The sequence below is a fragment of the Aquamicrobium aerolatum DSM 21857 genome, from assembly GCF_900113935.1.
Taxonomy (GTDB): domain Bacteria; phylum Pseudomonadota; class Alphaproteobacteria; order Rhizobiales; family Rhizobiaceae; genus Aerobium; species Aerobium aerolatum.
This window is the reverse complement of record NZ_FORF01000017.1, coordinates 1-19129: the sequence shown is the minus strand read 5'-3', so window position 1 is coordinate 19129 and position 19129 is coordinate 1. Positions and strand designations below refer to the sequence as shown.

Genomic DNA, 19129 nt, shown 5'->3' with positions numbered 1-19129 from the left:
GCGTGACCGAGACCAGCCTGGCCGGGCTTTCCGGCGAACTCACCACGTTTGGCCATCGCCTGATGGCGCGGGTCTATTATGCCGACACGGATTTTTCCGGCGTCGTCTACCATGCGCGTTATCTGGAGTTCCTCGAACGTGGCCGGTCGGACTTCCTGCGGCTGGCTGGCGTTCATCACACGGAACTCGCCGAAGGCAAGCACGGCGAAAAGCTGGTCTGGGTCGTGCGGCGCATGGAGATTGATTTCAAGGCACCCGCCAAGATTGACGACGTTCTGACCATCGATACGCGGACCGAAAGCTTGTCCGGTGCACGCATCTTCATGGCGCAGCAGATCCGCCGCGGCGACGAGGTGCTGATCGAGGCACGTGTCGAAGCGGCGATCATTTCCGAATCCGGACGCCCGCGTCGCTTCCCCAAGGAGTGGATCGACGTGTTCATGCCGCAAGGCTAAGCCGCGGCGCTACCGTCCACGATTATCGCGAACGCTCCGGTGCGGCGGTGCACATTGGACACGACATTCGTGCCGCGCAGAATCCTAACTGAACATTAACCTTAACGGCCCATGAAGGATCGTTGCGAGGATTGCGAGGCAGGTACGCGCCTTCCTTTCACCAAATTTCGCTCAGACAAGGCCGGAACAGCGCATTGAGGGCGGTTCTTGTCTTTAACGGGCGAGGGTCGACAGGGAATGATGCGTACAGGCCCGCATGAGGCGGTCCAAAACTCTTAGGGACTAACATTCATGGAACAGGTGGCTCTTGCCGCGCCCGGCGGCGATCATTCCTTGTGGAGCCTTTTCTGGCAGGCTGGCTGGGTCGTCAAGCTTGTCATGCTGGGGCTCATTGCTGCATCGGTCTGGACCTGGGCAATCATTGTCGACAAGATCCTGACTTATGCGCGCACCCGCGCTGCGCTGACGCGTTTCGAAGAAGTATTCTGGTCGGGACAGTCGCTTGAGGAGCTCTATCGCACCCTGGCTGAACGCAAGACTTCCGGGATGGGCTCAATCTTCGTCGCAGCGATGCGCGAATGGAAAAAGAGTTTCGAAAAGGGCGTGAAGTCGCCCATCGGCTTGCAGAACCGCATCGACAAGGCAATGGATCTGGCGCTGACCCGCGAGATGGAGGGTCTGGAAAGCCGTCTTGGCTTTCTTGCCTCGGTCGGTTCAGCAGCGCCCTTCATCGGGCTGTTTGGAACTGTGGTCGGTATCATGACCTCGTTCCAGGCGATTGCAGCATCGGGCGCGACCAATCTTGCAGTTGTTGCACCAGGCATCGCCGAAGCGTTGCTGGCGACAGCTCTGGGACTTCTTGCCGCCATTCCGGCCACCATTGCCTACAACAAGCTGTCTGCCGATGCAGGCAAACTGGCGCTGCGCATGGAGGGCTTTGCGGACGAATTCTCGGCCATACTGTCGCGACAAATCGATGAGAAAGTGCCCGTCAGGGCTGCGGCGTAGGAGCGGGTTCGATGGCTATGTCGATGGGTGGACGAGCAGGCGGTGGCGGACGCAGACGGCGTGGCCAGCGCCGCGCGCTGGTCTCCGAAATCAACGTCACGCCCTTTGTCGACGTCATGCTGGTGTTGCTGATCATCTTCATGGTGGCAGCACCGCTGATGACTGTGGGCGTGCCGATCGAACTGCCAGAGACGCAGGCGCGTGCGCTTGAGGCCAAGACGCAGCCAATTACTGTTTCGGTCAACGAGCAGGGACAGATCTTTTTGCAGGAGACCGAAATTTCGCTCGATGAGATCGTTCCGCGCCTGCAAGCCATTTCCCAGACGGGTTATGAAGAACGCATTTTCGTGCGCGGTGACCGCAGCGCGGATTACGGCACAGTCATGCGCGTGATGGCGCGCATCTCTTCGGCGGGTTACCGCAACCTTGGTCTTGTCACCCTGCAGGAACAGGGCAACTGACGCAATGAAGACCGGCCTGTCGACATCGGTGGCATTGCATGTGGTCGTGATCGGGCTGGGCCTTGTCTCATTGTCTTCGCCACAGCCGATGGAATTGGGAGCGGTTGAATCCTTTCCCGTCGACATCGTGCCGATGGAGGAGGTTTCCCAGAGCGTGCGCGGTGAGCGTACCGCGCCTGTTGCAGAACGCCCGGCACCGGTTCCGACGACCAGACCTGATGATGTGCCAGAGGCGCAGGAGGTGGGTGACAACAAGGTCGATCTGACGACCCCGCCGACGCCGGATCCGCGACCGCGTGAGGTCGAGGTGGCAGCCGCGCCGCCGCCGTCCGAAACGCCGACACCCACGCCAGAACCTGTGCCTGAGCCAGAACCGGCGCCCGCACCGCAGCCTGAACCAGAACCTGTGCCGACAACCGAAGTTGCGCCGCAGCCGCAGCCACCTCAGGAAGTCGCCCCGGATCCAGTACCCGAACAGGTGACAGAAGCGCCTGCGCCCGCACCTGACGTTGCTGCATTGCCGACGAGTGCGCCGGTGCCGCAGGCACGCCCACAGCCACCGCAGGCCCAGGCCGCGCGCACGCCCGAGAGGCGCGAGCCTGACCGCCAGCCGCAGCAGCCGCGACGAGAATCTGCATCGAGCGAATCGAGCGAGAAGAGCGTCGAAGATCAGGTTGCTGCGCTCTTGAACCGTGATCGTGCTTCGGGCGGAGGCGCAAAGCGCTCGCAGGAGCAGGCATCGCTTGGTGGACGTCAAACGACCGGCGCAAAGCTGAGCCAGAGTGAAGAAGATGCGATACGTCGTCAGCTCGTCGCGTGCTGGAACGTGCCTGCGGGCGCGGTTGGCGCGTCGGACCTGAAGGTGACGGTCAGTTTCAAGCTGGATCCTTCGGGGACGTTGCAGGGCTCGCCGACCGTGGACAAGCCCAGCGGCGATCGCACGTTCGACGATAGTGCGCTGCGCGCAGTTCGCCTTTGCAATCAGCGCGGCTTCCAGCTGCCAAGCGACAAATACGATGCGTGGGCGGAAGTGACCGTCAACTTCGATCCACGTGACATGTTCTGATGATTTCAATCCGGCATGAGCCCATTCGGACCCATGAGGCCAAGTGAATGATGAAAATTTTCAAGACTCTCTTCTCCCTCGGTTTGTTGGCAACAGGCGTTGCCATTGCGGGGGTTCTGCCTGCCCGTGCTCAACTCGTGATCGACGTCACGCAAGGTGTCGTCGAGCCGTTGCCGATCGCGATCACCGACTTCGTGTCGAGCGATACGATGGGGGCCGAGATCTCCGCGGTGGTGGCCGCCAATCTGAAGCGATCAGGTTTGTTTGCACCGATCGACAAAGGCGCCTTCATCGAGAAGATCAGCAACCCGGACGCTGCGCCGCGATTTTCCGACTGGTCGGTGATCAACGCGCAGGCGCTGGTGACAGGGCGTGTCACACAGGAAGCCGATGGCCGGCTGCGTGCCGAGTTTCGGCTCTGGGACACGCTGGCAGGTCAGCAGATGGTTGGTGAACAGTTTTTCGCCAACCGGAATAATTGGCGTCGTGTGGCGCACATCATCTCCGATGCGATCTATGAGCGTCTGACCGGCGAAAAGGGTTACTTCGATACGCGCATTGTGTTCGTTGAAGAGAGCGGCCCGAAAAACCAGCGCGTCAAGCGCCTGGCGATCATGGATCAGGACGGCGCAAATCAGCGTGCCCTGACCGACGGTCGTTCGATCGTGCTCACGCCGCGCTTTTCGCCGAACCGTCAGGAGGTCACCTACATGTCTTATGAGGGGGGGCAGCCGCAGGTTTATCTGTTGCAGATCGAGACCGGTCAGCGTGAGCTGGTGGGCAACTTCCCCGGCATGACCTTTGCGCCCCGCTTCTCGCCCGATGGCCAGAAGGTGATCATGAGTCTGCTGCGCGATGACGGCAACAGCAACATTTACGCTATGGATTTGCGCAGCCGCACCACGACGCGCCTGACCTCGTCCAACGCCATCGACACGTCGCCCTCCTATTCGCCGGATGGCAGCAAGGTCGTGTTCACATCTGACCGTGGCGGACGTCCGCATATTTACGTGATGGGTGCCGATGGTTCGAACCCGCAGCGAATTTCCTTCGGGGATGGCACCTATTCGACGCCGGTGTGGTCGCCACGCGGTGATCTGATCGCGTTCACGAAGCAGACTTCCGGTCAGTTCCAGATCGGGGTGATGCGCGTCGACGGTTCCGGCGAACGTATTTTGTCGAGCGGAAATCTTCAGGAAGGCCCGACATGGGCACCCAATGGGCGTGTCATCATGTTCTTCCGTGAAGGCGGTGGTCAGAGCGGGCCAAAACTGTACTCGATCGATCTGACCGGCCGCAACGAGCAGTCGATCCCAACTGCACAGTTTGCGTCCGACCCTGCATGGTCGCCATTGCTCGACTGATTACGCAGCACTGAATAGTGAGTGAAAGGCGGCCTCGGGTCGCCTTTTACTTAAAGTCGCCTAGTTTCGGCCCCAATTCGATTTAGGGTTCAAGCCAAACCGTCAAGCAGGCGATTCATGCCGACGAGGTGGGACAGTTCAGCGGCCGGGAGCAATGTCTACAGCAGCTTGTCTTCGGCATTCACAAGTCATTAACCCTGTTTCTTGAGCGTACGTTAACCGCGACATGGTTACTGGATGGTCAGGAAAATCATTTAAATGCGAAGGAGAGGCGGTCATGCGCCGTATCGCAGCGATCACACGTAATCCAGCCGTTATCGCGCTCGTCGCCATGCTCGCGGTAGCCGGGTGCGCCAACAAGAATACGCCAAACAACCCCGGTGATCTGGGGCTGGGCGCTGGTGGCATTGGCGGCGCAGGTTCGGCCACGCCAGGTTCGGCGCAGGACTTCACCGTCAATGTCGGCGACCGTATTTTCTTCGATACGGACTCGACCCTTATTCGCGCCGATGCGCAGACCACGCTGAGCCGCCAGGCGCAGTGGCTTGCGCAGTACAATCAGTACTCGATCACGGTCGAAGGCCATGCCGACGAACGCGGCACGCGTGAGTATAACCTTGCGTTGAGCGCTCGCCGCGCCGCCTCCGCACGCGACTTCCTGATTGCTCGCGGCGTGCCAGCCAATCGTATCCGCACGATCTCTTACGGCAAGGAGCGTCCGGTTGCGGTTTGTGACAACATCTCCTGCTGGTCGCAGAACCGCCGCGCTGTCACGGTTCTCAACGGCGCAAGCATGTAATTCAGGCATTTTTGCTTGAAATGGAGGCGGCCTTCGGGTCGCCTTTTTCTTTGCGACTGCTGCAAACAAAATTTGGCCGAACTCAGGGAGCCTGATAGAAGGAAGCGCTTTCCAATCCTTCTAGACAGACTGCAGGTGATGAGACGGACCATGTTTCCAAAAACCTTGATCAGTGCCCTTTTGGCCCTGCCTTTCATGCTGGTAATGGCGCTGCCATCGTCAGCACAGGGTGCCGACCAGCGTGTCCTGCAACTTGAAGAGCAGGTGCGTCAGCTGACCGGCACGCTGGAAGAGCTCAATTTCCAGATCCTGCAGATGCAGGACCAGTTGCGCCGCATGCAGGAAGATAATGAACTGCGCTTCCAGGAACTGGAGGGTGGTTCTGCATCGGGCGATAAATCGCAGCAGCAGGGCAATGCCGGCGGCAGCGGGGACGATGAGTTTTATGCACAGACACCGCGCGTCGAAGACGGCGCGCGGATCGAGCAGCCAGCTGTGGCTCAAGGCGATGCACGGGTGATGGGCGCACCGCCCAGAGATTTCGGCACGATTACCTTTGATGCAAACGGCAATGCCACCGGTGCGGGTGTAAACCCGGTGCCGGCACCGGCCGACAACACGACCGTTGCCGCGCTGCCGCCGCAGGGCGACACCGATGACGAACTGTACCGCAATGCCTATGAATTCGTGTTGCAGGGCGATTATGGTACTGCCGAGGCTGGATTTCGTAGTCTGATCGAGCGGTTCCCTCAGAGCGATCATGCGTCTGACGCGCATTTTTGGCTCGGCGAAGCTTTGCTGGCGCAGCAGCGTCCCCGAGAGGCAGCCGAGATCTTCCTGTCGGCGAGCCGCACCTATCCCCAGGCTCGAAAGGCTCCTGACACGCTCTTCAAACTTGGCGTTTCCCTTGCCGCCATGAACCAGCGTGACGTTGCCTGCGCCACCTTCCGGGAAGTGCTGCAGCGCTATCCGCAGGTTTCGGCTGCGCTGAAGACCAGCATCAGCCAGCAACAGAAGCAGGCGTCCTGCTGAAGGTTGGCCATGTGCCTCGACACAGATCACCTTTTTTGTGATCTCTCCCCTCCGATGTCTGGCTTTGTCGTAGCTGTTTCCGGAGGAAGCGACTCCCTCTCTTTGCTGATCGCAGCCCATTCTCACGCTGAACGGCATTGGCCGGACACAAATCTTGTGGCGGTGACCGTCGATCATGGCTTGCGCAAGGAATCTGCTGATGAAGCGCGCGGCGTTGCCCAATTTTGCGCGTCACGTGGCATCCGGCATCGCACTATGAATTGGCAAGGCGCCAAGCCGGTTTCCGGACTGAGCGCTGCAGCACGCGAGGCGCGCTACGCGCTGCTTGCACAAGCTGCAGAGGAGGCGGGCGTCGATTGTATTCTCACCGGTCATACGCTGGACGATCAGGCTGAGACCGTCGTCATGCGCGCGAAAAGAGGGGCTGGCGGCGGGCTTGCGGGCATGGCGCGTGCCACACTTTATGACGACCGCGTCTGGATTGTGCGGCCCCTGCTGGATCAGAGACGCGCTCATCTGCGTAGCTTTCTAAGCGCGAAGGGCGTGAGCTGGTACGACGATCCGAGCAACGAGAATGCGGCCTATGAGCGGGTCCGCATCCGCGAGAGCATGCAGGATCGTGAAGTCGAAGCTGCTTCCGTCACTGCGAAAGTGGCCGGTGAGAATAGGCGTGCTCTCTCCAACGCCGCTGCAAGACTATTGGAAAGCCGGGTGAGCATGCCGTCTCCGGGCCTTTTCAGGGTTGAAAGATCGCTCTTGGCAGAAGACAGGTCAGAATCGATCCATGCGCTTCGCCTGCTGCTGGCGAGTGTGGGCGGGCGCGCCTATCTGCCTGCTGTAGAGCGTGTCGCGGCGCTTCATGCCGCGATTTCCACCGGCAGAAGACGCGTCTCGTTGTCGCGCGTAGTGATCGACGCACGTTCCGAGGCGGTGTGGATGTATCGGGAGGCGCGTGGATTGCCGACCCTGCAAGCTGGGCAGTCGACATTGTGGGATGGCCGCTGGCGGATCGAGAGCCCGAAGGGCGCTTCCGACGCTGAGATCCGCCCCGGACCAGGCTCGGTAGTCATCGGCGAGACGTCAAACCGGGAATTTCCAGAGGGGCTGGCGCGCGCGGCGCTTGCGGCGGAGCCGTGGATTTATCGCAATGGCAGACCTCTTGGGACTGCGATTGAAACCAACAACTGCAATATCGGCTTGTCGGCGCGCCGCATAGTCGCACCATATTCGCTTTTTTTGCCGGAGTTTGATCTTGCGGCTGCGAGTGTGTTGTCCCACCTGATGGGTAACCCGAAACTGAAATCGTCGCCTTGGAAGAAACACATTGCGCCGTGAGCGTAGACAAGTACGTCGGTTGTGCTTGGCAAGGCCCCAGGCGCTCCTTATGTTAGGCCAAGCGTAAGCTTATTTGGCGATGTTCGCAGAAACATGGACCTGCGGACATGAATGGGAAACACAATGAATCCGAATTATCGCAATCTCGCGCTCTGGGCGATCATCGCCGTCTTGCTGATCGCGCTTTTCAACCTGTTTCAGGCTCCGCAGCAGCGTGGCATGGCGCGTGAGATTCCCTATTCAGAATTCTTGCGTGAAGTCGATGCCGGTCGCGTGACCACCGTGACAATCGCAGGTGAGCGCATTACGGGCACTTACGGCGACGCAAGCACCGGATTCCAGACTTATTCGCCCGGCGACACCGCGCTGGTGCAGCGCCTTGAAGGCAAGGGCGTGACGATCAACGCTCGTCCCGAAACTGACGGCTCGAACTCCATTCTCGGATATCTCGTATCCTGGCTGCCGATGATCCTCATTCTCGGCGTGTGGATTTTCTTCATGCGCCAGATGCAGTCGGGCTCGGGCCGCGCCATGGGCTTCGGCAAATCGAAGGCCAAGCTTCTGACCGAAGCGCATGGCCGCGTGACTTTTGCCGACGTTGCCGGTGTCGACGAAGCCAAGCAGGATCTGGAAGAGATCGTGGAGTTCCTGCGTGATCCGCAGAAGTTCCAGCGCCTGGGCGGCAAGATTCCGCGCGGTGTGCTGCTCGTGGGCCCTCCCGGCACTGGCAAGACCCTGACCGCGCGAGCGGTTGCCGGCGAAGCCAATGTGCCGTTCTTTACCATTTCCGGGTCGGACTTCGTTGAAATGTTCGTCGGTGTCGGTGCAAGCCGCGTCCGTGACATGTTCGAACAGGCCAAGAAGAATGCGCCCTGCATTATCTTCATCGACGAAATCGACGCGGTCGGACGTCACCGTGGCGCAGGCCTTGGCGGTGGCAATGATGAGCGCGAACAGACGCTGAACCAACTGCTGGTCGAAATGGACGGCTTTGAGGCGAATGAGGGCGTGATCCTGATCGCCGCAACCAACCGTCCCGACGTTCTTGACCCTGCGCTGCTGCGTCCAGGCCGTTTCGACCGCCAGGTTGTGGTGCCGAACCCTGACGTGCTGGGCCGCGAGAAGATCCTCAAGGTGCATGTGCGCAACGTGCCGCTGGCGCCAAATGTCGACCTCAAGGTCATGGCTCGTGGCACGCCGGGCTTTTCGGGTGCCGACCTTGCCAACCTCGTCAACGAAGCTGCGCTGATGGCGGCCCGCCGCAACAAGCGGCTCGTGACGATGGCCGAGTTCGAGGACGCCAAGGACAAGATCATGATGGGTGCGGAGCGCCGCTCCAACGCCATGACGCAGGCCGAAAAGGAACTCACCGCCTATCACGAGGCCGGTCACGCGATCACCGCGCTGCATGTTCCCTCTGCTGATCCGCTGCACAAGGCGACGATCATTCCGCGTGGCCGTGCGCTCGGCATGGTGATGCAATTGCCCGAAGGCGACCGTTACTCGATGAGCTACAAGTACATGACCTCGCGTCTTGTGATCATGATGGGCGGTCGTGTCGCGGAAGAGATCAAGTTCGGCAAGGAGAACATCACATCGGGCGCGTCGTCCGATATTGACCAGGCGACCAAGCTGGCGCGCGCCATGGTGACGCGCTGGGGCTTCTCCGACAAGCTTGGCCACGTTGCCTATGGCGACAATCAGGAGGAAGTGTTCCTCGGCCATTCGGTGGCCCGCACGCAGAACGTTTCGGAAGAGACCGCGCAGATCATTGACGCCGAAGTGCGCCGCCTGATCGACGAGGCCTACAAGGAAGCGCACCGCATCCTGAAAGATCATCGGGACGAGTGGCTGGCGATTGCGGAAGGCCTGCTTGAATACGAGACCCTTTCCGGTGACGAGATCAAGGCTCTGATTGCGGGTGAAAAGCCGGCGCGTGACCTTGGCGATGACAGCCCGACCTCGCGCGGCACCGCCGTTCCGAAGGCTGGCAAGCCCAAGGCCGACAAGAAGGGCGGCGAAGAGCCGGATTCGGGCCTTGAGCCGCAGCCACAAGGCTGATTTTACCGAGCCAACCGAAACGCCGCGATCTGATCGCGGCGTTTCTTTTTTGAACACCGCTGGGCCTATTTAGCCTATTTCAGCCGGCACAACATGAGTTGCAGATGGGCCTCCAATTCGGTGCGCACCGTGGCGCGCTCGAGCGGATCGCTGGTGACGAGATAGAGGTCGACCATCGTCACCAGGATCGTCCCGATAATACGCAGACGGATCGCGGAGTTTTCGGTGCCGGGCGCAAAACGCTGCAGAAATGGTGAGATGACCGTTTCGGCGAGTTCCGTACTCTCGCGGGGATGGCCGTTCTCGAACGGACGGATGCGACGCATTTCAGCCAGCAGTGCGGCGTGAGCGGGAAGTTTCTCGGACGCCTCCAGATATATGTTCAAGAGCTCGGAGGCTGCTTGCGCGATGGGCATCGAGGCTGGCAACTCGTCCAGAGCTGCCTGGCAACAACTGACCAGACGCAGGACTATCGCGTCATAGGCGTCAAGGAGCATCGCGTTGCGATTTTCAAAGTAGCGATAGATCGTCCCCACCGCGGTTCCTGCCTCTGCCGCGACCCGTGTTGTCGTGACATGATCAGCCCCGTCGCGCGCGACGATTGTTTCCACTATCTCCAGAACTCGTGCGCGCGTGGCAATGGCGCGTGGCTGTTGCGGAATAATCGGGCTGGATGGAGTGGCGCGGATCATAACTGAAATTGCTTCATGTTCGTTGACTTCATTCGTCACCAAGCGCATCGTTACAGTAATTCGGGAGGGTGGTCATGAAAACTGCGCGCGTTGCCACGATTTTAGGCATGATGTTGCTTTCGACAACAGCTATGGTCGCAGCAGCCGAGCACAGAATTGTTCCGGGAGACGGAGCTAACGAGCGGTTGCTCGAGGCGCTCATCATGGCTGAGCCGGGCGACATGATCTTGATCGGGGCGGGGCGTTACGATCTGACCGAAGGGTTGTCTCTGGCGGTCGATGACGTGACGGTGCGCGGCGAGGGGCCGGACGCCACGGTTCTGTCCTTCAAGGGTCAGACCGCCTCCGGCGAAGGGCTTCTGGTGACGTCCAACAAGGTTGTCCTTGAAGATTTCGCAGTCGAGGACAGCAAGGGTGATGGCGTCAAGTCGAAAGGCTCGGACCAGATCACGTTCCGCAACCTGCGAGTGGAGTGGACGGCCGGGCCCAAGGCCGAGAACGGCGCTTATGGCGTCTATCCAGTATCTTCAAAAAATGTCCTGATTGACGGTGTGCTCGTCCGGGGCGCGTCAGATGCCGGAATTTATGTCGGTCAGAGCGAGAATATCATCGTTCGCAACTCGATCGCTGAGTACAACGTTGCCGGAATCGAGATCGAAAACTCGGTCGGCGCGGATGTTTTCGGCAACATTGCCCGACATAATACCGGGGGAATCCTGATTTTCGACCTGCCGAACCTGCCGGTTCAGGGCGGTCGCGACATTCGCGTGTTCGACAATGACATGGTCGATAACGACACCCCAAACTTTGCGCCTGCCGGCAATATCGTCGGCATGGTGCCGCGTGGGATGGGGCTGATGGTGATGGCCAACCGCAACGTCCATGTTTTCGACAACCGGTTCGAGCGAAACGGCACCGCTCATGTGCTAATCAACGCGTATCCAAACGACTATGACGACGACAATTACATGTTCGTGCCACGTGGTGTTTACGTGCACGACAACCATTATGGCGAAGGCGGTTCAGAGCCAGATGGCGAGGTTGGCAAGCTGATTGCAGACCTCTCCGGAACCCCGGTTCCCGATATTGTCTGGGATGGGGTTACGCGCATTCCGGAATATTTTTCTTGGGTTGCGGCAGCAGATCGGATCTACATCAAGGAAGCTGAGGGCACCACTTTTGTAAATCTGAAGATGATCTCCCAGATGTTGCTGCCTTGGGGTTGGTGGCCAGACAAGGACATCAATGCCTATCGAGGTACATTGCAAGAGCCGTCACCTGTGCAGTTGCCGCAGGAAAGTGGAGCTTGATACACCGTGAAACGTCTCTGGCGAGCGCTCGCTTATGCGGCGATGGCGACAAGCTGGGCAGGATCAGCCTATGCTGTTTCCGACGCGGCAATCCTGGCGCCGCGACCGCCGAAGCTTCTCTCGGAATTTGGCTTCTTTGATGATCTGAAAGATCGGAAGCCAGCCGCTGGTGTCGTGAATTTCGCGCCCAGCACTGCACTATTTTCCGATGGCGCCTTAAAGGATCGCTTTGTCTATGTGCCTGAAGGAAAAGCCGCTTCCTATGTCGAAGGTGAAGCGTTCGAGTTTCCGACCGGCTCTGCGCTGATCAAATCCTTTTCTTTTCCGGCCGACTACGCAGATGCATCCTCGGTCGTTTCAATCATCGAAACCCGTGTGCTTCTGAAGCACGATTCAGGCTGGCAGGCATGGGCCTATGTCTGGAATGACGAACAGACCGATGCAACGCTGAATATCGCCGGGGCGAAGGTGCCGGTCGTCAGCGTGGCGGAAGATGGTGCGCCGATAAGTTTCACCTATGCGGTACCCAACAAAAACCAGTGCAAGGCGTGTCATGATGTCGGTGGGGTGATCGTGCCGCTTGGGCCCAAGGCACGCAACCTCCATTTTGAGCTGACCTATCCTGACGGCACAGTGGCAAACCAGCTTGAGTATTGGCAGACGATCGGCATTCTGGAGGGCGTGCCGGCACTTGACCGGATCGAGGCAGTGCCAGATTGGCGTGATGAAACGGCTGATATCGACGCACGCGCACGTGGCTGGCTCGATGTTAATTGCGCACACTGCCACCGAAGGACGGGGCCAGCGAGCAATTCGGGACTTTTCTTGAACTGGTCTGAGCCGAAAGGACCGTCTTTTGGTATCAACAAGCGGCCCGTCGCAGCTGGACGCGGCTCGGGTGGCCGGCTGTTCGACATCAAGCCCGGAGATCCCGACGGCTCAATTTTGGTCTACCGCCTTGAGAGCACGGAGCCCGGTGTAATGATGCCCGAGATTGGCAGGGTGCTGGAGGATGTCGAGGCGACTGACATGCTGCGCCGATGGATCAGCAGTCTCAAATAAGGTGTGTGCAGTGGACAAGCAGTGCAAGTCGCACGCGCCAGCATTTCCGGTTCGGTAACACAATCTCATACAATGTGATACCAAACCCGCCTGTCATTGTGGCAAACCTGCGGAAATGGGCAACGCCGACGAGTGAGTATGAGCAGACGCTATTTTGGAACTGACGGTATCAGGGGACGCGCCAACCGGCTGCCGATGACGGCAGAAATCGCCATGCGGGTCGGTATGGCAGTCGGGATGTCGTTCAAGCGTGGAAGTCACCGCCATCGTGTGGTGGTAGGCAAGGACACGCGCCTGTCGGGCTACATGATCGAAAACGCGATGGTGGCAGGTTTTTGTGCTGCGGGAATGGATGTCTTCCTTCTCGGACCGATTCCGACCCCAGGCGTTGCCATGCTGGTGCGCTCGCTGCGCGCCGATATCGGTGTGATGATCTCGGCCTCCCACAATCCGTACTACGACAACGGCATCAAGCTCTTTGGCCCGGACGGTTACAAGCTTTCCGACGAAATCGAGATGCGGATCGAGCAATTGCTGGATCAGGATGTCGAAATTGCGCTCGCCGATGCCGAGGGGCTGGGCCGTGCCAAGCGTATCGACGGCGTGCATGATCGCTATATCGAGTTTGCCAAGCGCACATTGCCACGTTCAATGTCGCTCTCGGGTCTGCGCATCGTCATCGATTGCGCCAATGGTGCAGGCTACAAGGTGGCTCCAGCGGCTCTTTGGGAGCTGGGCGCGGAAGTGATCACCATCAATAACGAGCCAAACGGTCTCAACATCAACGAGGATTGCGGCTCCACGCACCCGTTGGGCTTGGCCAAGAAGGTTCATGAAGTGCGTGCCGATATTGGCATCGCGCTCGATGGTGATGCTGACCGTGTCGTCATCGTCGACGAAAACGGAACCGTGATCGATGGCGACCAGATCATGGCGCTGATCGCTGAGAGCTGGCATCGCGCGGGAAGGCTGGCCGGCGGCGGCCTCGTGACCACTGTGATGTCCAATCTTGGCCTTGAGCGGTATCTGGGCGATATCGGCCTGTCGATGCACCGTACCAAGGTGGGCGATCGCTACGTCGTGGAACATATGCGTGGCCATGGCTTCAATGTGGGTGGGGAGCAATCCGGCCACATTGTGCTTTCTGATTTTTCCACGACCGGCGATGGCCTGGTCGCGGCACTGCAGGTGCTGGCTTGCATCAAGCGTGCTGACCGGCCGGTGAGCGATGTCTGCAGGAAGTTTGAGCCGGTGCCACAGATCCTGAAGAATGTACGCTTTTCAGGGGGCGCACCGCTTGAGCATAATCTTGTGAAGGCTGCGATTGACGAAGCGCGCTCGCGCTTGGGCAATTCCGGACGCCTGGTCATTCGTCCGTCGGGCACCGAGCCTTTGATCCGTGTAATGGCCGAGGGCGACGACCGCTCACTGGTCGAGCAGGTGGTGGATGACATCATCGGGGCAATCGGCGACGCCAAGTACGCAGCCTGACGCTATCTCTTCAGAGACTTGAAAGCCCGCGACAGCAGTTGCGGGCTTTTTTCATGCCTCGGCCTAGCATGGGATGGTTAATCCGCAGGGTTAAGTCGAGCTTAACTTTTCCATTCTATTATCCTTACTGGGATCAACTGTCGCCCGTGCAGATCAGATCTGTGGGTGCATGCCGGGGTAATGATGATGTTGAAGCTTGCCAAACTGCTGACGACGGTCGCTACTCTGGCCTTCGCTGCCGCAGTTCCGGCAGTCGGTGCTGACTTGTACGAACCCCCCGTCATCGAATATGTCGCGCCGGAGCCGGTACAGTTTGGCGGATGGTACTTGCGCGGGCACATTGGCATGTCGAACCAGAAGGTCGGCAGCCTGTACAATGTGTTGTTCGACACGACGACCGGACTGAACGTTCTGGACAAGAATTTCGAGGCAGGCCCGACGTTTGGCGCCGGTGTCGGCTATGCGGTGAACGACTTCCTGCGCGTCGACGGTATTGTCGAGTATCGCGGTGAAGTCGGCTTCCATGGTCTTGATACCTGGATGGACGGCACGACCACACGATACAACAACTACACTGCCAAGAAGTCCGAATGGCTGCTGATGGCAAATGCCTACGCAGATCTCGGCGAGTTCCGTGGTGTTGTGCCCTATATTGGTGCCGGTATCGGCGCTAGCCGTAATACGATTCATTCGTTCCGCGACGCCGGCACCACCGGTCCCGGCGGCTCCCCGACGCTGGCTTATGCCGATGCAGCCTCGACATGGAACCTGGCATGGGCGGTTCATGCGGGTGTCGGCTTCAAGGCCACGGACAGGATGACCATCGACCTTGGCTACAGCTATCTTGATCTGGGCCATGCGCGATCAGGTGACATCAGGCCCTATGACGGCCCCGGAAGCATCGATAACCCGATGCACTTTCGCAAGATCACGTCGCATGACGTGAAACTGGGCATTCGCTACGCTCTGAATTGATCGTACCTGCAAAATTCATCGCAAAAACCCGGCTCTGGCCGGGTTTTTTCATTTAGCCCACGCTCTTGCCCTGCCGTCAGTAACTATTGGTTATCCTTAACTGCAGTTTAACGACTATAGTTAACAATGCTCATCAAATCCTGGCAGGTGCTTGCGCGCCGTTCTCTGGAGTGGACAGATGAGCCTCAAAAGCAGATTTTTCGCTTCCTGCGTTGCAGCGCTGGCCATCACGGCGAGCGCGCAGGCAATTGCAGCCGACTATGATCCGCCGATCTTCATCGAAGAGGCGCCCGAATGGGTGCCTGTCGAAATTGGCTCGGGGTGGTATCTGCGCGGCGATGTCAGCTACGCTTTCAAGAAAAATCACAAGGACACGCGGATCTCGGTCGACGATTCGCTGTTTGACAACAACCTTGTTGGGTTGGGTTGGGTTGGCCCGGTCGATTTCTTCTCGGCCAGTGCCGATGTGTGGCCAGTCAATGGCAGCGTTGGCTTCGGTTACCGCCTCAATGACTATATTCGTGGCGATTTGACCGTCGGCTATCTCGGCAAGGAGAATTACACTGGGTCCGCACATCTGAGCGCGGGCTATCTGCAGCCCTACAGCATTGTCAATGCGATGGACCCGGCTCTGTCGCGGGTGCCTGACTTTGGCTGCCTGGGATCGCGAGATGTCACGACCACTGTGCAGTCAATTGACAGCACAGGTAGTCCCGTCGGCGCGCCTTCGGTCAATACGATTAGCAACGCCGACTGGCGCAATGATTGTATGGTCTATGGCGCCGCTGAAAAAGCTGCATGGAACGGCATGGCCAATGGATATGTCGATCTCGGTACTATTTCCGGTTTTACGCCTTATGTTGGAGCGGGCATCGGATTGCTGTTCACCAGCACCAAGTTCAGTGCTGAAGGCGCCTGCGAAAACGAACGCTGGAGCGAGACCACCTCGACCAGCAGTGCCGTCTCGACGACTGAGGTCAACTTCAACTGTCGTGGTACCCCGGGACGGCATCAGGCCGCAGACTACAGCAAGACCGACTACAACTTTATGTACTCGCTGTCGGCCGGCGTTGCCTATCAGCTTGCTGAAAACACAAAGATTGATGTCGGTTATCAATATCTCAGCGCACCGAATGTCCGCCACTATGTGATCAACGAGGACGGTATTCACTCGCGCAAGGGGCTAAGCGAACATCAGATCAAAGTCGGATTGCGCTACGAACTCTGGTAGATGATGGAACATTGAAGCAAAAAAGGCGGGCATTGGTGTCCGCCTTTTTTGCTGGCGCCTTAGAGGCGGAACGTCCAGTAAAGACAAGCCAGAGTGGCTGCGATGAAGATCAGGAAAAACAGCGTGCGCATCAGCACATTCGCGCGCATGGCGTTGAGGAAGAAGTGTGTGGCAACGATCGCGGCGGCAAAAAGGAACTGCCAGTCGACCAGCGTCCACAACGCGTCGGATTTGCCAAAGCCAAAGCGGGCACACTGAACCCCAAGGATTGTGGCAAACAATACCAGCGCAGTGGCATGAACCGGCGCTGCCGCATTGATGTAGACAAAACCGGCAGCCTTGAGCGGCAAGAGCACCATCAAAGCGCCCGACAAGGCATAGAGTGCAGCCAGTGGCATGAAGGTCGCCGCGCTAGCCAGCGCATCAAGCCTTGCGATGCCCAATGCGCCAAAGCCGTAGCCCTTGGTCTGAAGCGCGAGGCTCAAAGCGGCCAGAAGGCCGGTGAGCACGGCAATGAGTATGAATGATGAAAGGGTCTTGTTCACAAAGGGCTCCGCAGAATCGGCTTGATTGGCGGAGCATAGAAACTTTACGCAAATCTGTCCGCCATTCCGCAGCGTCATCGGAACGCTTTCGACAATCGCGCATTACCATTTGCATCTGCCGCTTTGGTGGAAGCACTCAGGCAACAGGCCCCGTCGACTCCGGTCGGCGGGGTTCTTCGTTTTATGATCTAGCCTGAACCTATGTCATCGAACTGAAGCGGCAACCCTTCAGAAATGAAAAAAGAAACTTTTTCATTTTCATGCGCGTTACTCAGAGGCGCGAAACACCGACCAGCATGACAAATACGCCGAAAGTCGAGGCAACGGCCAGCATGGTAATGGCCGGCCAAAATCCGACCGTGGCGATGCCGGCAGCTACCAATGCGATGGCGACAAGAGCGATGATCAGAAAGAGGGGGGTGGGGGACATCGGATATCTCCTTTTTGCCGCTTATGCCGCACCGCAGCGCGAGCGCCTAGACTGTGGCGGGGTGACAAACTGTCCCTCGCGGACTTGGACAAAAAGAACCCAATGGGGACTTTGCCATGCAACAAGTGTCGTGCCTCAAGTTGCGGGGGCTGGTTCTTGCGGGCGCAGAGAGAATTTAGCAACTTGAAACAATGGGCGTTCGATAAATCTAAAACTGAGGTATCCCGCAAAATAGGTGGCGGCCAACCCCGTTGCCATGAAAGCAATAGCTGTTCCGGGAGTGTGCTCGAGTTGGAGGGCGCCGTGCGCGAGTGATCTCATGATCACCCAATGCCACAAATAGATGCTATAGCTCCAGTCGCCGATGGCAAGGAGCCATCTTGGTACCCGCAGACCACGCTGGCGCTCAATAGTGACAAGCCCGTACAGAAACAGCGCGGCGGGAAACCCGTAGCCCCAGATGCGGTAGACCGCGACGTCGCCAGACGTGAAAAATGTTGTTGCCAGGAACCAGAGCAGCCCCACAATAACCATCACGCGTGGTAGCACGGTTATACGGTTGATGACTGCCAATCCCACCAATGCGCCGAAGACAAATTCCAGCATGATGCGGTCGCCGATGCGGACGTAAGGCAGGATCTGGAGGCTCGTCAGGCTGACGCAGGTGACAGTGCCAAGGCAAGCAATCAGGATTCCCTTCTGGAGTTTGGCCCGGAAAACCAAGAGCACCATGGCAATCAGGGCGTAAAACCGAACTTCAAACATCAGCGTCCATGCAATCGGCAGCGCGACCGGCGTGTCGTAGAGCACAATTGACGCCAGGGGGCCGTGGCCGACCACAGTGAGCCACGCTTGCTCGCTGGCGATAGTGAGCCAAGTTCGCTCAACAATGATTGAGGCCGCCAGTGCGATCCAAAACAACGGGTATATTCTGATGATGCGACGGAAGAGAAAATAGGCTGCATCCCTAAAGACTGTGTTGCGCCTTTGTTTCCCGGTGATAAGAACGATAATAAATCCACTGATGCAAAAGAATATATCGACTCCGGATTGACCAATCGTACTGTGAAAGGTTCGGAGCGATGATGATAGGCCTTGTTCAGAGCCGTAAAGCTCTTCCGCAACTGCAGCAAAATGCCCAAAAGCAACCATGCTGGCAGCAACGCCGCGCATCACCTGAATTCCATGAATTTTATTATTCATGATTATGACGCCAGCATTGATGATAATAATTCAAATGAGACAGTTTTGTAGTTTTGAATAAACTTCAATTAATAATTTATTCAAAATCTGTTGTGGTCAAGTATGAATTACTTTGTGCGGGATAGTGCTCTGCTTCTTTTGGGCTCAGGGCTGACCTATTGAGCTGTCCGCGGATATGGTGATCAGTGGCTTTGTTACCGTGCACGCAGGCGCTGAATGAGTGATTTGGTTCACGCAGAAGTCAGCCAAGGAGCGAGCGCGGCTTTGTTTGTGAATGCGACTGTCAATGACCGTGGAAACGGGACCCCGCCTTTTCGTGTAAAAGGGACCCCGGTTAGAGCTTGTGAAGGGCACGCCGGTTAGCGCCCGATCAGGCGAAGCTGGTCGGGGTTGCACAGCCTGATCGGGCGCGGCTGATTGGCTTTTCGGCTTTAGCTTTGAGAGCGGCTTTTGAAGCGCCAGGATTCGTTTCCGGTCTCGACGATTTCGCAGTGGTGCGTGAGCCTGTCCAGCAGTGCGGTCGTCATCTTGGCGTCGCCGAAGACGCTCGGCCATTCTGCGAAAGCGAGATTGGTGGTGATGATGACGCTGGTGCGCTCGTAAAGCTTC

At 58.3% G+C, this 19129-nt stretch carries 19 protein-coding genes; 14 read left to right on the top strand and 5 right to left on the bottom strand.

What is annotated here, in order from left to right; all coding sequences use genetic code 11:
• Positions 1-62: 62 nt before the first annotated feature.
• From ybgC to ftsH, 9 genes are all read left to right on the top strand, one after another.
• Positions 63-455 carry a tol-pal system-associated acyl-CoA thioesterase gene (ybgC, locus tag BMZ42_RS13930; protein WP_091523670.1) on the top strand — a complete coding sequence of 131 codons (393 nt, stop codon included), beginning with the start codon at positions 63-65 and terminating at the stop codon, positions 453-455.
• 291 nt (positions 456-746) lie between these two features.
• Positions 747-1463, top strand: coding sequence for a protein TolQ (gene tolQ / locus BMZ42_RS13925; protein ID WP_091523562.1), 717 nt, complete (start codon positions 747-749; stop codon positions 1461-1463).
• Positions 1464-1474: 11 nt separating this feature from the next.
• Complete coding sequence (gene tolR, locus BMZ42_RS13920; RefSeq protein WP_091523559.1) at positions 1475-1924, top strand: protein TolR; 450 nt, start codon at positions 1475-1477, stop codon at positions 1922-1924.
• A 4-nt stretch (positions 1925-1928) separates the two neighbouring features.
• The gene (locus BMZ42_RS13915) at positions 1929-2990 is read left to right on the top strand and encodes a TonB family protein (RefSeq protein ID WP_091523558.1); all 1062 of its coding nucleotides are present in this window, start codon (positions 1929-1931) and stop codon (positions 2988-2990) included.
• A gap of 47 nt (positions 2991-3037) precedes the next feature.
• Positions 3038-4354 carry a Tol-Pal system beta propeller repeat protein TolB gene (tolB, locus tag BMZ42_RS13910; protein WP_091523555.1) on the top strand — a complete coding sequence of 439 codons (1317 nt, stop codon included), beginning with the start codon at positions 3038-3040 and terminating at the stop codon, positions 4352-4354.
• A 277-nt stretch (positions 4355-4631) separates the two neighbouring features.
• Positions 4632-5153, top strand: a complete 522-nt coding sequence (pal, locus tag BMZ42_RS13905) for a peptidoglycan-associated lipoprotein Pal (RefSeq protein WP_091523552.1) — start codon at positions 4632-4634, stop codon at positions 5151-5153.
• Between the two features lie 150 nt (positions 5154-5303).
• Positions 5304-6185: a tol-pal system protein YbgF gene (gene ybgF, locus BMZ42_RS13900; RefSeq protein ID WP_091523550.1), complete on the top strand. Its 882-nt coding sequence runs from the start codon at positions 5304-5306 to the stop codon at positions 6183-6185.
• A 9-nt stretch (positions 6186-6194) separates the two neighbouring features.
• Positions 6195-7520 (top strand): tRNA lysidine(34) synthetase TilS, encoded by a 1326-nt coding sequence (tilS, locus tag BMZ42_RS13895; protein WP_091523547.1) that lies wholly within the window; start codon positions 6195-6197, stop codon positions 7518-7520.
• Between the two features lie 123 nt (positions 7521-7643).
• Entirely contained in the window at positions 7644-9581 is a 1938-nt protein-coding gene (gene ftsH, locus BMZ42_RS13890) for an ATP-dependent zinc metalloprotease FtsH (RefSeq protein WP_091523545.1), read from the top strand.
• Positions 9582-9655: 74 nt separating this feature from the next.
• Here the strand turns inward: ftsH and BMZ42_RS13885 are convergent, their stop codons facing one another.
• A complete protein-coding gene (locus BMZ42_RS13885) occupies positions 9656-10312 on the bottom strand; it encodes a TetR/AcrR family transcriptional regulator (RefSeq protein ID WP_175556730.1) in 657 nt (218 codons plus the stop codon).
• A gap of 35 nt (positions 10313-10347) precedes the next feature.
• On the opposite strand from BMZ42_RS13885, the gene BMZ42_RS13880 reads away from it, so the two are divergent.
• The 5 genes from BMZ42_RS13880 to BMZ42_RS13860 all read left to right on the top strand — a co-directional run bounded on the left by BMZ42_RS13880 (position 10348) and on the right by BMZ42_RS13860 (position 16342).
• Entirely contained in the window at positions 10348-11583 is a 1236-nt protein-coding gene (locus tag BMZ42_RS13880) for a parallel beta-helix domain-containing protein (RefSeq protein ID WP_210185224.1), read from the top strand.
• Between the two features lie 6 nt (positions 11584-11589).
• Positions 11590-12645 (top strand): SO2930 family diheme c-type cytochrome, encoded by a 1056-nt coding sequence (locus tag BMZ42_RS13875; protein ID WP_139207932.1) that lies wholly within the window; start codon positions 11590-11592, stop codon positions 12643-12645.
• Positions 12646-12783: 138 nt separating this feature from the next.
• Positions 12784-14136 carry a phosphoglucosamine mutase gene (gene glmM / locus BMZ42_RS13870; protein WP_091523538.1) on the top strand — a complete coding sequence of 451 codons (1353 nt, stop codon included), beginning with the start codon at positions 12784-12786 and terminating at the stop codon, positions 14134-14136.
• Between the two features lie 186 nt (positions 14137-14322).
• The gene (locus BMZ42_RS13865; protein ID WP_091523665.1) at positions 14323-15111 is read left to right on the top strand and encodes an outer membrane protein; all 789 of its coding nucleotides are present in this window, start codon (positions 14323-14325) and stop codon (positions 15109-15111) included.
• Between the two features lie 178 nt (positions 15112-15289).
• A complete protein-coding gene (locus BMZ42_RS13860; protein ID WP_091523536.1) occupies positions 15290-16342 on the top strand; it encodes an outer membrane protein in 1053 nt (350 codons plus the stop codon).
• A gap of 59 nt (positions 16343-16401) precedes the next feature.
• Here the strand turns inward: BMZ42_RS13860 and BMZ42_RS13855 are convergent, their stop codons facing one another.
• The 4 genes from BMZ42_RS13855 to BMZ42_RS13845 all read right to left on the bottom strand — a co-directional run.
• Positions 16402-16887 carry a hypothetical protein gene (locus BMZ42_RS13855; protein WP_091523663.1) on the bottom strand — a complete coding sequence of 162 codons (486 nt, stop codon included), beginning with the start codon at positions 16885-16887 and terminating at the stop codon, positions 16402-16404.
• Between the two features lie 271 nt (positions 16888-17158).
• Positions 17159-17317 carry a hypothetical protein gene (locus BMZ42_RS18055; RefSeq protein ID WP_175556729.1) on the bottom strand — a complete coding sequence of 53 codons (159 nt, stop codon included), beginning with the start codon at positions 17315-17317 and terminating at the stop codon, positions 17159-17161.
• A 135-nt stretch (positions 17318-17452) separates the two neighbouring features.
• Positions 17453-18520: an acyltransferase family protein gene (locus tag BMZ42_RS13850; protein ID WP_091523534.1), complete on the bottom strand. Its 1068-nt coding sequence runs from the start codon at positions 18518-18520 to the stop codon at positions 17453-17455.
• Positions 18521-18951: 431 nt separating this feature from the next.
• Positions 18952-19129, bottom strand: a 178-nt coding sequence (locus BMZ42_RS13845; protein ID WP_175556664.1) for an ATP-binding protein, incomplete at its 5' end; no start/stop codon positions are given.